The sequence below is a fragment of the Burkholderia ubonensis genome, assembly GCF_902833085.1.
Classification (GTDB): Bacteria; Pseudomonadota; Gammaproteobacteria; order Burkholderiales; family Burkholderiaceae; genus Burkholderia; species Burkholderia ubonensis.
Genome location: NZ_CADFEB010000013.1, coordinates 205,400 through 219,148 on the forward strand (window position 1 = coordinate 205,400; position 13,749 = coordinate 219,148).

Sequence of the window (13,749 nt, forward strand, 5' to 3'; positions counted from 1 at the left end):
GTTTCCCGAAGGCGCCCGATTCTCGGCGGCGTCGCCGGGTCGGCGAGGAGGCGGCATGCGCGTGTGGTGGGTGGCGTTCGCGTTCGGCGTCGCCGTGCTGCAGCGGCAGGCGGCGCTGCCGGGCGTGGCGCATTGGCTGGGCGGCGCGGCCGTGCTGGCGGTGCTCGCGGCGGCCGGCATCGGGTGCGCGCGACGCCGGCCGCGCACGCGGGCGACTGCCGCGCTCGGCTGGACGTTGTGGGCCGCGGCGGCCTGTGTCGTGGGGTTCGGGTACGCGGCCGGGCGGGCGGAGTGGCGGCTGCGCGACGCGTTGCCCGCCGAATGGGAAGGGCGCGACATCACGGTCACGGGTGTGATCAACGGGCTGCCTGTCGTCGACGACACAGGCGCCCGGTTCCTGTTCGCCGTCGAGTCGAACGATGCCGGCCTGACCCGTTTCCCGCCGCTGCTCCGGCTGTCATGGCGCACCTACGGGGCGCGCGCGGAACCGGCGGCGGCACCGGACCTGCGCGCCGCGCAGCGCTGGCGGCTGACGGTGCGGCTGAAGCGGCCGCATGGCGAAGCGAATCCCGGCGTGCGCGACAGCGAGGCGGCGTGGCTCGGCGCGGGGATTCGTGCGCTCGGCTACGTGAGTGCGCCGCAGCGGGCGGTGCTGCTCGATGCGCGGGTGCGCGGCATCCAGGCGTCGATCGATCGCCTGCGCGACCGGTTGCGGACGCGCATCGTCGCGACGCTCGGGCAGCACGCGGATCATCGCGGCATCGTCGCCGCACTCGCGATCGGCGATCAATCCGGCATCGGCGACGACGACTGGCGTGTGCTGCGCAACACCGGCACCAGCCATCTGGTGGCGATCTCGGGCCTGCACGTCGGCCTGGTCGGCGGAATCGCCGGCTGGCTCGCGTCGGCCGTCTGGCGCCGGCTTCGCTGGCGGGGCCGCGCCGCCGTGCTCGTCGTGCCGGCCCCCTGGGTCGCCGCGCTCGCGGCGTTGACGGGGGCGCTCGGCTACGCGGCGCTGGCCGGTTTCAACGTGCCGGCGCAGCGGTCGTGGTGGATGATCGCGGCGGGCGGCGTCGCGTATCTGGCGGGGCGCAGCGTGCCGGCATCGTCGGTGCTGTGCGCGGCGCTGGGCGCCGTGCTGCTGGCCGATCCGTGGGCGGTGCTGTCGGCCGGTTTCTGGCTGTCGTTCGGCGCGGTCGCCGTCATCTTGCTGGCCGTGTCGGGCTGGCGCGCCGTGCAGGAGCCCGGTGCCGAGCCAGACGGCTCCGGATTCGGCGAGCGGCTGCGCGCATGGCGCCGGCGGATCGTCCGCCGCGTGGCCGAAGCATCGCGGGTGCAATACGCGGTCACGATCGGGCTCGCGCCGCTGACGGCAGCATGGTTCGCGCAGATCTCCGTATCGGGGCCGCTCGCGAACGCATTCGCGATTCCGTGGGTCAGCAGCGTCGTCACGCCGATCGTGCTCGCGGGCATCGCGCTGCCCGCGCCGCTCGACGCCGCCGCTTTCCGGCTGGCGCGCACGTCGCTCGATCCGATGATGGCAGCGCTCGAACGGCTCGCGGACTGGCCGCGCAGCGTGTTCTGGCTGCCGATGCCGGACTGGCCGGTGCTGACGCTCGCCTGCGTGGGCATCGTTTGGGTGCTGCTGCCGCGCGGCTGGCCGCTGCGCTGGGCCGCGCCGCTCACCTGGCTGCCGCTCGTCGCGCCGGCGCCGGACCGGCCGCCGGAAGGCGGGTTCCGGCTGACCGTGATCGACGTCGGGCAGGGCGCGGCGATTCTGGTCGAGACCGCGCGCCGGACGCTGCTGTTCGACGCCGGGCCGGGCGCGGAGTCGACCCATGCGGGCGAACGGATCGTCGCGCCGTTCCTGCGCGCCCGCGGCATCCGGGATCTCGACACGCTCGTATTGAGCCACGCGGATGCGGATCACGCCGGCGGCGCCCCCGCCGTCTATGCGGCGGTCGAGGTGCGTCAGCTGCTGGGCGGGATGCCGGCCGGCAACCGGCTGTGGCGCGACGCGCAGGCGGCCGGCGTCGCGAGCCGCGTGCCGTGCGCGGCGGGGCAGCGCTGGCGCTGGGACGGCGTGACGTTCACGATGCTCTGGCCGCAGGGCGGCCCCGACGGCGGCGCGACGAACGCGCAGTCGTGCGTGCTGCGCGTCGACGCGGGCGGCACGTCCGCGCTGCTGACGGGGGACATCGAAGCGCGCGTCGAGCGCCGGCTCGTCGACACGGATCGCGACGCGCTCGCCGCGCAGATCCTGATCGTCGCGCATCACGGCAGCCGCACGTCGTCGGTCGAGCCTTTCCTCGATTCGGTCGGGCCGCGCGTCGCGGTATTTCCTGTAGGCTATCGCAATCGTTTCGGGCATCCGCACCGGACCGTCCTCGCGCGCTTCGCGGCGCGCGGGATCCCGTTGCCGCGCACCGATCGCGACGGCGCCGTGCGGTTCGACGTCGCGCCGGCGAACGAAAGGTTCGCGCTCGAACTTCACCGCGATGCGCAGCGCCGCTACTGGATGGACCGGTGACGCGCCAGGCGGGATGACGGCTTTGCATGGGAACCGAGTCGGCGCCGAAGCGCCGGCTCCGGTCCACAACGGAGACACCGGCGTTTGAAGGACATCATCCATTTTTCGCACGCGAACGGCTTTCCGGCGTCGACGTACCGGACGATCTTCGCCGAACTGGCCGACGACTACGAACTGCGCTACATCGAGCGGATCGGGCACGATCGGCGCTACCCGGTCACGCGCGACTGGCCGCATCTCGTCGAGCAGCTGCTCGACGACATCGGCGAACGCTACGAGCGGCCGGTGTGGCTCGTCGGCCATTCGCTCGGCGGCTATCTGTCGCTGATGGCCGCGCTGAAGAAGCCGCAGTGGGTGCGCGGCGTGGTGATGCTCGATTCGCCGATCATCGCCGGCTGGCGCAGCGGCGCATTGCGCGCCAGCCAGTGGGCGGGGCTCGACGAGCGGCTGTCGCCTGCCGCGGCGACGCGCAACCGGCGCACGCGCTGGGCGAGCCGCGACGAAGCCTGGCGGCATTTCCGCGAGAAACCGGCGTTCGCGCGCTGGGACGAGCGGATGCTGGCCGACTACATCGATTACGGCATTCCGCCGGCGGCCGTCGACGGCGAGCGCGCGCTCGCGTTCGACCGGCAGGTCGAATACCTGATCTACCGGACCTTGCCGCATACGCTCGGCCCGCGGCTCTCGCACGGCACGCCGGTGCCGCTCGGCTTTCTCGCCGGCACGCACTCGCGCGAGGTGCGCCAGGTCGGGCTCGACGCCACGCGCCGCGCGGCTCACGGGCGCATCGAATGGCTCGAGGGCAGTCACCTGTTCCCGATGGAGCGGCCACTGGAGACGGCGCGCGCATTGCAGCGGATGCTGAATACGCTGCGCACGGAAGAGGGGGGCGCCGCGTCCGCGCACGACGCCTGAAACGCGGGCCGGCCGCCGCGCATCCGACGCGTCGGGCTCGGCTGGCGCGGCACAGCGCGAAAGGGCGCAATCATCACGTCAATTGCTGAGAGAAGCGCGGGCTTTACGGTATAATCCGTTTTTCCCGCGAGCATCCAGCGATGACCAAATATGTTTTCGTCACCGGCGGCGTAGTTTCTTCCCTTGGCAAGGGTATTGCCGCCGCCTCTCTCGCCGCGATCCTCGAATCGCGCGGTCTGAAAGTCACCCTCCTCAAACTCGATCCCTACATCAACGTCGACCCCGGCACGATGAGCCCGTTCCAGCACGGCGAAGTGTTCGTGACGGAAGACGGCGCGGAGACGGATCTCGACCTCGGCCACTATGAGCGCTTCATCAGCACGAAGATGCGCAAGGCCAACAACTTCACGACCGGCCAGATCTACGAATCGGTGATCCGCAAGGAACGCCGCGGCGACTATCTCGGCAAGACCGTGCAGGTGATTCCGCACATCACGAACGAGATCCAGGCGTTCATCGAGCGCGGGGCCGCGTCGGCCACCTGCGGCGAGCCGGACGTCGCGATCGTCGAGATCGGCGGCACGGTCGGCGACATCGAATCGCTGCCGTTCCTCGAGGCGGCGCGCCAGATGAGCCTGCGTCTCGGCCGCAACAGCGCATGCTTCGTGCACCTGACGCTCGTGCCGTACGTCGCGACAGCCGGCGAGCTGAAGACGAAGCCGACCCAGCACAGCGTGCAGAAGCTGCGCGAGATCGGCATCCTGCCGCACGTGCTGCTGTGCCGCGCGGATCGCCGCATCCCCGACGACGAATCGAAGAAGATCTCGATGTTCTCGAACGTGCCGGAAGACGCCGTGATCTCGGTGTGGGACGCCGACAGCATCTACAAGATTCCGCAGATGCTGCACGATCAGGGCCTCGACAAGATCATCTGCGACGAGCTGAAGCTGTCGCCGCACGACGCCGACCTCGCGATGTGGTCCGAGCTCGTCGAGAAGCTGGAGCACCCGAAGCACGAAGTGACGATCGGCATGGTCGGCAAGTACGTCGACCTGACCGAGTCGTACAAGTCGCTGATCGAAGCGCTGCGTCATGCGTCGATCCACACGTCGACGAAGGTCAACATCGAGTACATCGACTCGGAAGAGATCGAGGCGAACGGCGTCGACAGCCTGAAGCACCTGGATGCGGTGCTGGTGCCGGGCGGCTTCGGCCGTCGCGGCACGGAAGGCAAGATCGCGGCGATCCGCTATGCGCGCGAGGCGAAGGTGCCGTACCTCGGCATCTGCCTCGGCATGCAGCTCGCGGTGATCGAGTTCGCGCGCGACGTCGTCGGCCTGAAGCAGGCGAACAGCACCGAATTCGATCAGGAGACGCCGGAACGCGTCGTCGCGCTGATCACCGAATGGCATGACCGCGAAGGCAAGGTCGAGAAGCGCACCGAGGAGTCCGATCTCGGCGGCACGATGCGTCTCGGCTCGCAGCGCTGCCCGATCAAGCCCGGCACGCTCGCGGAAGAGATTTACGGCAAGGACGTGAACGAACGTCACCGCCACCGTTATGAAGTCAATAACCGCTTCGTGCCCCAGCTCGAAAGCGGCGGCCTTATCATCAGCGCGCGTACCCCGAGCGAGGACCTGCCGGAAATGATGGAGCTGCCGCGCTCGATGCACCCGTGGTTCGTCGGCGTGCAGTTCCACCCGGAATTCACGTCCACGCCGCGTGACGGTCATCCTCTGTTCAAGTCGTTCGTCGAAGCCGCGCTGGCCGGCCAGCAGTCGCGCGCCGGAGTGAAAGCATGAAGCTGTGCGATTTCGAGGTCGGTCTCGACAAGCCGTTCTTCCTGATTGCGGGCACCTGTGTCGTCGAATCCGAACAGATGACGATCGATACGGCAGGCCGCCTGAAGGAAATCTGCGAGAAGCTGAACGTCCCGTTCATCTACAAGTCGTCCTATGACAAGGCGAACCGCAGCTCGGGCAAGTCGTTCCGCGGCCTCGGAATGGACGAGGGGCTGCGCATCCTGTCCGAGGTGAAGCGCCAGCTCGGCCTGCCGGTGCTGACCGACGTGCATTCGATCGAGGAGATCGAGCCGGTCGCGTCGGTCGTCGACGTGCTGCAGACGCCCGCGTTCCTGTGCCGCCAGACCGACTTCATCCACGCGTGCGCGCGCTCGGGCAAGCCCGTCAACATCAAGAAGGGCCAGTTCCTCGCGCCGCACGACATGAAGAACGTGATCGACAAGGCGCGTGAAGCGGCCCGCGAAGCGGGGCTGTCGGAAGACCGCTTCATGGCGTGCGAGCGCGGCGTCTCGTTCGGCTACAACAACCTCGTGTCGGACATGCGTTCGCTCGCGATCATGCGCGAGACGGGCGCACCCGTCGTGTTCGACGCGACTCACTCGGTGCAGCTGCCGGGCGGGCAGGGCACGAGCTCGGGCGGCCAGCGCGAATTCGTGCCGGTGCTCGCGCGCGCGGCGGTCGCCACGGGCGTCGCGGGCCTGTTCATGGAAACGCACCCGAAGCCGGCCGAAGCGAAGTCGGACGGCCCGAACGCGGTGCCGCTCAACCGGATGGGCGCGCTGCTGGAGACGCTCGTCACGCTGGACCAGGCGGTGAAGCGCACCCCGTTCCTGGAAAACGATTTCAACTAAGAACGTATGAACCTGCGGCGGCTTCGCGCGTCTGTAGCGAAAGCGGCTTTCGCGCACGCGCCGTCGCAGGGTGAAGAATCCATCGTCATTCTCAGAGGAAACCCATGAGTGCAATCGTAGATATCATCGGCCGCGAGATTCTGGATTCGCGCGGCAACCCCACCGTCGAATGCGACGTGCTGCTCGAATCGGGCACGATGGGCCGCGCGGCGGTGCCGTCGGGCGCGTCCACCGGCTCGCGTGAAGCGATCGAACTGCGCGACGGCGAAGCCGGCCGCTACAACGGCAAGGGCGTGCTGAAGGCGGTCGAGCACATCAACACCGAGATCTCCGAAGCCATCATGGGCCTCGACGCGTCGGAACAGGCGTTCCTCGACAAGACGCTGCTCGAGCTCGACGGCACCGACAACAAGTCGCGCCTCGGCGCGAACGCGATGCTGGCCGTGTCGATGGCCGTCGCGAAGGCCGCGGCCGAAGAAGCCGGCCTGCCGCTGTATCGCTACTTCGGCGGCTCGGGCGCGATGCAGCTGCCGGTGCCGATGATGAACATCGTCAACGGCGGCGCGCACGCGAACAACAGCCTCGACATCCAGGAATTCATGATCGTCCCGGTCAGCCAGCCGACGTTCCGTGAAGCACTGCGTTGCGGCGCGGAAGTGTTCCACGCGCTGAAGAAGATCCTGAGCGACCGCGGCATGAGCACGGCGGTGGGCGACGAAGGCGGCTTCGCGCCGAACTTCGGCAGCAACGACGAGTGCCTGTCGACGATCCTGCAGGCAATCGAGAAGGCCGGCTATCGTGCGGGCGAAGACGTGCTGCTCGCGCTCGACTGCGCGGCATCCGAGTTCTACCACGACGGCAAGTACCAGCTCGCGGGCGAAGGCCTGCAGCTGTCGTCGGCCGAGTTCACCGACTACCTCGCGACGCTCGCCGACAAGTTCCCGATCGTGTCGATCGAGGACGGCATGCACGAAAGCGACTGGGACGGCTGGAAGCTGCTGACCGACCGTCTCGGCAAGAAGGTGCAGCTGGTCGGCGACGACCTGTTCGTCACCAACACGCGCATCCTGAAGGAAGGCATCGAGAAGGGCATCGCGAACTCGATCCTCATCAAGATCAACCAGATCGGCACGCTGACCGAAACGTTCGCGGCGATCGAGATGGCGAAGCGCGCAGGCTATACGGCCGTGATCTCGCACCGCTCGGGCGAAACGGAAGATTCGACGATCGCGGACATCGCGGTCGGCCTGAACGCCGGCCAGATCAAGACGGGTTCGCTGTCGCGCAGCGACCGCATCTCGAAGTACAACCAGCTGCTGCGCATCGAGGAAGATCTCGGCGATATCGCGAGCTACCCGGGCAAGTCGGCGTTCTATAACCTGCGCTAACGCGCTACTATCGGGCTGGTTTGCTTCGACGCCGCTCTGCGTGATGCGTGGAGCGGCGCTTCTTATATCTGCGTCTCACACATGCGGCTTGTCACTGTCGTCCTGATTGCCTTGCTGGCGCTTATTCAGTACCCCCTATGGTGGGGGCATGGCGGCTGGCTGCGTGTGCACGAGCTGCGTCAGCAGCTCGACAGCCAGTTGCAGAAGAACGCCGACGAAAAGCTGCGCAACGAGCGGACCGCGGGCGAAGTGCAGGATCTGCAGGGCGGCACGGCGGCCATCGAGGAGCGCGCGCGCTACGAGATGGGCATGGTGAAGGACGGCGAGGTGTTCGTGCAGTTCGTGTCGCCGAACGCGCAGGCCGTGCAGGCGGCGCCCGCCGCCAACACGCTGTCGAGCACGTCGACGCGTGGCGAAGTGTCCGCGGCGCCGGTGCGCGTCGTGCCGAATCCGCAGTCGATGGCCAAGCCGTCGCGGCATCACGGCGGCGAGAAGGGGAAGCAGCCTCATCACTGATCGCGGTGATGCGAGCCCATTGAAAAAGCGCGGGAAATTCCGCGCTTTTTTATTTCCTGCCGGTCGGCAATCGAGCCGATGAACGGCTTACCACCACCAGCCCGGATAGCCGTAGCTCAGGCCCGTGCCCCAGCCGTGCCCCCACCCGCCGCCGTAGTAGCTGCCGTACATCGTGACGGGCGGCGGTGTGTAGTACGACCACGCGCGAATTGCGGCTTCGGCGGCAATGGCATCGTTCTGTTCGCGCAGCGCCTGCCGGTCGATTTCATCGTAGCGCTTGCGCTCGGCGGGCGTCAGCGTCACCGGCTGGCCGGACGCGCGTTGTTCGGGCAGACGGCTCAGGATCGTGGAGGCCGGCTGCACCGCGCAACCGGCGAGGACGAGCAGGGCGGCTGCGGCGCTCGTCAGCAACAGGGGGCGAAACAGGCGTTTCATGTCCTTCTCCAGCGGCGCGCCCGCGACCGGCGGCGGGGTGGCGCGCTCGACGCTCGTACGTCGCTCATTATGCGCCCGCGCACCGGCGGGTGCGCGCTCGCGCGGCTCAGTGACGTTGCTCGGCGGCGGGCGTCACGCCGCTCGCGAGTTCGGGCGCGGCAAACAGCTGCGCGACGTCGACGGGATCGAATTCGTAGCGCTGGTTGCAGAACTCGCAATGGATTTCGACGTGGCCGCGCTCGACGATCACGCTGTCGACTTCCTCGTGGCCGAGCATCTTCAGCATCGCGCCGACCTTTTCGCGCGAGCACGTGCACGCGAAGCGCGTGCCGGTCGGGTCGAAATGCTGGACGTTCTCCTGCCAGAACAGCCGGCGGAACACGACGTCCGGCTCGACCTCGAGCAGTTCCTTGGCGGACAGCGTGCCGCCGAGCGTGCACACGCGCTCCCACGTATCGGCATCGGTTTCCGCGGCGCGCGGCACGATGCCGCCGTCGCCCGGCAGCTTCTGCAGCAGCATGCCGACCGCGCGGTCGCTATCGGCGGCGAGCCACAGGCGCGTATCGAGCTGCTCCGAGTGATGCATGTAATGCTCGAGCACCTGTGCGACCGACTCCAGCGGCCCGTGTTCGCCGTTCAGCGGCACGATGCCCTGGTACGGCTGCTGGCCCGGCTGCTTGTCGGCCGGGTCGAGCGTGATCACGCAGCGCCCATGGCCGCTCGCGTTGACGAGCTCCGCGAAGCGGGTGTCGTCTCCGATCGTCCGGGCGACGTCGCCGGAGAACTTCGCGGTCGCGCGCATCGACAGATCCGAGCTGCACTGCACGACCAGCATCTTCACCGGCCCGTCGCCGAGGATCTGCATGACGAGGGTGCCGTGAAATTTCAGGTTCGCCGACAGCAGCGCGCACGCGGCCATCATCTCGCCGAGCACCGTGCGCACGGGGGCCGGGTAGTCGCGGCGGGTCAGCACCTCCTGCCACGTATTGCGCAGCGAAACGATTTCGCCGCGCACGGGCGCCGCGTTGAACATGAATTTCTGTAACTGGTCGCTCACTCTTGTTCCTTGAATTCCGTGCGGATCAACCGATCCGTACGAGTTGCTCCTTGAAGTGCGCACGCCGCTCGACGTACGTCTTCGCATTCGCCTGCAGCCGCGCGACGTCTTCGGCCGACAGCTCGCGCACCACTTTCGCGGGGGCGCCGAGAATCAGCGAGTTGTCCGGAAACGTCTTGCCCTCCGTCACGACCGCGCCGGCGCCGACCAGACAGTTGCGGCCGATCACCGCACCATTCAAGACCACCGCCTGAATTCCGATCAGCGAGCCCTCGCCGACCGTGCAGCCGTGCAGCATCGCCTGGTGCCCGATCGTCACGTTCGCGGCGATCGTCAGCGGATAGCCGGGGTCGGTGTGCAGCACCGCACCTTCCTGCACGTTGCTGCCCGCGCCGACCGTGATCGGTTCGTTGTCGCCGCGCAGCGTCGCGCCGAACCACACGCTCGCGTTCTCCTCGAGCACGACCTTGCCGATGATGGCCGCCGTATCGGCGACGAACACGCTTTCGTGGATGGTCGGGGCCGTGTCGCCCAGCTTGTAGATCGTCACATTGTCTCCTTTGTCGATCGGCTCCGGCGCTTGAGCGCCGACTCCGGTTTCATGCAAAGCGATATCGTTCGGCAGGCGTCGGTAAAATGACGCGTTTCGCGCCGCGCCTGTCGCAGCAGTACAAGCGCGTATTGTAAACGGTTGCGCGCGGCAGCTTCCGACGCGCATTCAACGGTGCCCCCGTTCATGAACATGGTGCCATCTTCATCCGTCGATTCCGACGCGTCGACCTGCGTGCGCCGCGCCGCGCTCGACGCCCTGCGCACGCCCGAGCCGGCCGCGAAGGCTGCCCGGGTGCGCGCGCTGTACGACGCGCTGCTGGCCGGGCAGGTGACGATCGATCCGTCGCTCGTCCTGCCGGAGCAGGCCGGGCTGCCCGGGCGTCCGGTGCGTCCCGCGCTGGTCGAGCCGCGCCAGCTGGAGCGGCGCAGCATGCGCTCGCCGGAGGGCCGGGCGGTGCTGCTGCACGCGCTCGCGCATATCGAATTCAACGCAATCAATCTGGCGCTCGATGCGGTGTGGCGCTTTGGCGGCCAGCCGGACGCGTTCTACGCGGACTGGCTGAAGGTCGCCGCTGAAGAGGCGTATCACTTTTCGTTGCTGGCCGGCCGGCTTGCCGAATTCGGTCATGCGTACGGCGATTTCCCCGCGCACAACGGGCTGTGGGAAATGTGCGAGCGCACGGCGGGCGACGTGCTTGCCCGCATGGCGCTCGTGCCGCGCACGCTCGAGGCGCGTGGCCTCGACGCGTCGCCGCCGATCCGTGCGCGGCTCGCGCAGGCGGGCGACCATCCGTCGGCCGCGATCCTCGATGTGATCCTGCGCGACGAAATCGGCCACGTCGCGATCGGCAACCGCTGGTTCCGCCATTTGTGCGACGAGGCCGGCCGCGACCCGCTGCCGACCTACCGGCAACTGGCCGAGCAGTACCAGGCGCCGCGCCTGCGCGGCCCGTTCAATTTCGATGCGCGCCGCAGCGCCGGCTTCGAGACTGCCGAGCTGGACGAGCTTGCGGCGCAGGACGAGTCCGCGACGCGGGAAGGGGCCTGATCGCCTAGAGGAGTGCCTCGACACGCGTGACGATCGACGTACGCGCCCGCGCAGCGGCATCGTTATAATCGAACGATCATTCTTTTTTTGACCGCTGCAATGACTGCCACGAGTTCTGTTTCCGATTTCGTCACGGTTCGCGGCGTCCGGCTGCATGTCCGGCGCTGGGGCCGGCCGGATGCGCCGACGCTGTTCATGCTGCATGGCTGGATGGACGTCGCCGCGTCGTTCCAGTTCGTCGTCGACGCGCTGGCGGGCGACTGGCAGGTGATCGCGCCGGACGCGCGCGGTTTCGGGCTGTCCGACTGGCCGGTGGCGCGGCAGGGCGGCGGTCACTACTGGTTCCATGAATACCTCGGCGATCTCGATGCGCTGCTGGACCACTATGCGCCGGCCGGCCAGGTCAACCTGGTCGGACACAGCATGGGCGCGAACGTCGTGTGCCTGTATGCCGGCGCGCGGCCGGAGCGCGTGCGGCGCGTCGTCGACCTCGAGGGTTTCGGCCTGGCCCCGGCGCGGGCCGAGCAGGCGCCGGGCCGGCTGCGCGGCTGGCTCGACGGCCTGCGCGAGCCGTCGGCGCTGAAGCCCTACGCGTCGCTCGACGAGGTGGCCGCCCGCCTGATCAAGACCAATCCCCGGCTCGAGCCGCGCCGCGCGGCGTTTCTGGCCGCGCACTGGTCGAAGCGGGGCGACGACGGACGCTTTCATCTGCTGGCCGATCCCGCGCACAAGATGGTCGGGCCGCTGCTGTACCGGCTCGACGAGGTGATGGCGACCTGGGCGCAGGTGCGCGCGAAGGTGCTGCACGTCGAGGCGGTCGATTCGCCGACGCTCGCCTATCTGGCCGGCGGCATCCCGCTGCCGGAGTTCAAGGCGCGCTTCCAAGCGTTCCCGGACTGGCGCGAAAAGCTCGTCGACGACGCCGGCCACATGGTTCACCACGACCAGCCGGAGCAGATCGCGGCGTTGATCGAGGCGTTCTGCGCGTAGCGTTCGCGGCGCGGCGCGCAGCGGGACGGGAAGGGGGAGGGGCGGCGGCGGAATGCCGCATTGCAGTAGAATGAAGCTTCACCTCCGATGCCTACGATGAACGCCGATCTCCACTGCCATTCGAATGTCTCCGACGGATTGCTGCCGCCTGTCGATGTCGCGCGCCGCGCCCATGCCGGCGGCGTGACGCTCTGGGCGCTCACCGATCACGACGAGGTGGGTGGCCAGGCGGCGGCGCGCAGCGAAGCGGAGGCGCTCGGCATGCGCTACCTGAGCGGCGTCGAGATTTCCGTGACCTGGGCGTCGCGCACGGTGCACATCGTCGGTCTGAACATCGATCCGGCGAACCCGGCGCTCGTCGACGGTCTGTACCGCACGCGCCACGGCCGCGCGGCCCGCGCGCAGGCGATCGGCGCGCAGCTCGAGACGCTCGGCATTCCGGGCGCCTACGACGGCGCGCTGAAATACGTGTCGAACCCCGACCTGATCTCGCGCACGCATTTCGCGCGCTTCCTCGTCGAGAACGGGCATGCGGAGTCGACGTCGGACGTCTTCGACCGCTTGCTCGGCGACGGCAAGCCCGGCTTCGTACCGCATCGCTGGGCGAAGCTGTCCGATGCCGTGCAGTGGATCCGCGGCGCGGGCGGCGAGGCGGTCGTCGCGCATCCGGGCCGCTATCGCTACACACCGGTCGAGTTCGACGCGTTCTTCGGCGAATTCATCGATCTCGGCGGCCGCGCGATCGAGGTCGTGACCGGCAGCCATACGCCTGACCAGTATCGCGAATATGCGGACGTCGCGCGCCGCTTCGGCTTCGAAGTATCGTGCGGCTCGGATTTCCACGCGCCCGGAGAAGGCCGCGTCGAGCTGGGCGGCCTGCCGCCGTTGCCGTCCGACCTGAAGCCGGTCTGGGAACGCTGGCTCTGACGCCCCGCGGGGGCCGGCCGCGCGCGTCGCCGCTGCGGCGCGCCCCTGTTCATTCCCTCTTTATCCATCCCCATGTCCCAGTTCTTCAGGATTCATCCGGATAATCCGCAGCCGCGCCTGATCAAGCAGGCAGTGGAGATCGTCAACAAGGGGGGCGTGGTTGCGATGCCGACCGACTCCAGCTATGCGCTCGCGTGCCACCTCGACGACAAGGATGCAGTCGAGCGCGTGCGCCGCATCCGCGGCCTCGACGAGAAGCAGCATCTGTCGCTGCTGGTGCGCGACCTGTCGGAACTCGCGAACTTCGCGATGGTGGACAACCGGCAATACCGGCTGATCAAGTCGGTGACGCCCGGCCCGTACGTGTTCATCCTGCAGGCGACGAAGGAGGTGCCGCGGCGGCTGTCGCATCCATCGCGCAAGACGATCGGGCTGCGGGTGCCGGAGCATGCGATCACGCTTGCGCTGCTCGAATCGCTCGGCCAGCCGCTGCTCGGCACGACACTGATCCTGCCGCCCGAGGAGGAGCCGCTCAACGATCCGGAGGATATCCGCGCGCGGCTCGAGAAGCAGGTCGATCTCGTGATCGACGGCGGCGCGTGCCCGCGCGAGCCGTCGACGGTGATCGACCTGACGGCCGACGAGCCGCAGCTCGTGCGCGCGGGCCGCGGGCCGCTCGAGCCGTTCGGGCTGACGGCCGCGTGAACCCGCGCCGTTCCTTCCGTGTCCGGGCGATTG

Annotated in this window: 13 protein-coding genes; 10 read left to right on the forward strand and 3 right to left on the reverse strand. The window is 68.5% G+C overall.

All coding sequences use genetic code 11. The features are described from left to right. Positions 1-55 precede the first annotated feature (55 nt). The 6 genes from HWX31_RS32160 (at position 56) to ftsB (ending at position 8,002) form a co-directional block, all read left to right on the forward strand. Positions 56-2,530, forward strand: a complete 2,475-nt coding sequence (locus HWX31_RS32160; RefSeq protein ID WP_174965367.1) for a DNA internalization-related competence protein ComEC/Rec2 — start codon at positions 56-58, stop codon at positions 2,528-2,530. 84 nt (positions 2,531-2,614) lie between these two features. Further along, on the forward strand, positions 2,615-3,445 hold the full coding sequence (locus HWX31_RS32165) for an alpha/beta fold hydrolase (protein WP_174965366.1): 831 nt from the start codon (positions 2,615-2,617) through the stop codon (positions 3,443-3,445). Positions 3,446-3,585: 140 nt separating this feature from the next. Further along, entirely contained in the window at positions 3,586-5,247 is a 1,662-nt protein-coding gene (locus HWX31_RS32170) for a CTP synthase (protein WP_059616094.1), read from the forward strand. Further along, positions 5,244-6,098 carry a 3-deoxy-8-phosphooctulonate synthase gene (gene kdsA / locus HWX31_RS32175; protein WP_059616095.1) on the forward strand — a complete coding sequence of 285 codons (855 nt, stop codon included), beginning with the start codon at positions 5,244-5,246 and terminating at the stop codon, positions 6,096-6,098. The genes HWX31_RS32170 and kdsA overlap by 4 nt, the downstream gene beginning before the upstream one ends. A gap of 104 nt (positions 6,099-6,202) precedes the next feature. After that, positions 6,203-7,486 carry a phosphopyruvate hydratase gene (gene eno / locus HWX31_RS32180; protein WP_006478406.1) on the forward strand — a complete coding sequence of 428 codons (1,284 nt, stop codon included), beginning with the start codon at positions 6,203-6,205 and terminating at the stop codon, positions 7,484-7,486. 81 nt (positions 7,487-7,567) lie between these two features. After that, the gene (gene ftsB / locus HWX31_RS32185; RefSeq protein WP_174965365.1) at positions 7,568-8,002 is read left to right on the forward strand and encodes a cell division protein FtsB; all 435 of its coding nucleotides are present in this window, start codon (positions 7,568-7,570) and stop codon (positions 8,000-8,002) included. A gap of 87 nt (positions 8,003-8,089) precedes the next feature. Here ftsB and HWX31_RS32190 read toward each other — a convergent pair whose 3' ends face one another. The 3 genes from HWX31_RS32190 to HWX31_RS32200 all read right to left on the reverse strand — a co-directional run bounded on the left by HWX31_RS32190 (position 8,090) and on the right by HWX31_RS32200 (position 10,044). After that, positions 8,090-8,437 (reverse strand): hypothetical protein, encoded by a 348-nt coding sequence (locus HWX31_RS32190; RefSeq protein WP_059616098.1) that lies wholly within the window; start codon positions 8,435-8,437, stop codon positions 8,090-8,092. Positions 8,438-8,543: 106 nt separating this feature from the next. Continuing rightward, positions 8,544-9,494, reverse strand: coding sequence for an Hsp33 family molecular chaperone HslO (gene hslO, locus HWX31_RS32195; protein WP_174965364.1), 951 nt, complete (start codon positions 9,492-9,494; stop codon positions 8,544-8,546). A gap of 25 nt (positions 9,495-9,519) precedes the next feature. Continuing rightward, a complete protein-coding gene (locus HWX31_RS32200) occupies positions 9,520-10,044 on the reverse strand; it encodes a gamma carbonic anhydrase family protein (protein ID WP_059772758.1) in 525 nt (174 codons plus the stop codon). Positions 10,045-10,230: 186 nt separating this feature from the next. On the opposite strand from HWX31_RS32200, the gene HWX31_RS32205 reads away from it, so the two are divergent. The 4 genes from HWX31_RS32205 to HWX31_RS32220 all read left to right on the forward strand — a co-directional run bounded on the left by HWX31_RS32205 (position 10,231) and on the right by HWX31_RS32220 (position 13,716). Continuing rightward, positions 10,231-11,094, forward strand: coding sequence for a ferritin-like domain-containing protein (locus tag HWX31_RS32205; protein ID WP_174965363.1), 864 nt, complete (start codon positions 10,231-10,233; stop codon positions 11,092-11,094). A 99-nt stretch (positions 11,095-11,193) separates the two neighbouring features. Continuing rightward, positions 11,194-12,084, forward strand: coding sequence for an alpha/beta fold hydrolase (locus HWX31_RS32210; protein ID WP_059616101.1), 891 nt, complete (start codon positions 11,194-11,196; stop codon positions 12,082-12,084). 96 nt (positions 12,085-12,180) lie between these two features. Continuing rightward, positions 12,181-13,011, forward strand: a complete 831-nt coding sequence (locus HWX31_RS32215) for a 3',5'-nucleoside bisphosphate phosphatase (RefSeq protein WP_174965362.1) — start codon at positions 12,181-12,183, stop codon at positions 13,009-13,011. Positions 13,012-13,083: 72 nt separating this feature from the next. Next, positions 13,084-13,716 carry an L-threonylcarbamoyladenylate synthase gene (locus HWX31_RS32220; RefSeq protein ID WP_059749960.1) on the forward strand — a complete coding sequence of 211 codons (633 nt, stop codon included), beginning with the start codon at positions 13,084-13,086 and terminating at the stop codon, positions 13,714-13,716. The last annotated feature ends 33 nt before the right edge of the window (positions 13,717-13,749 follow it).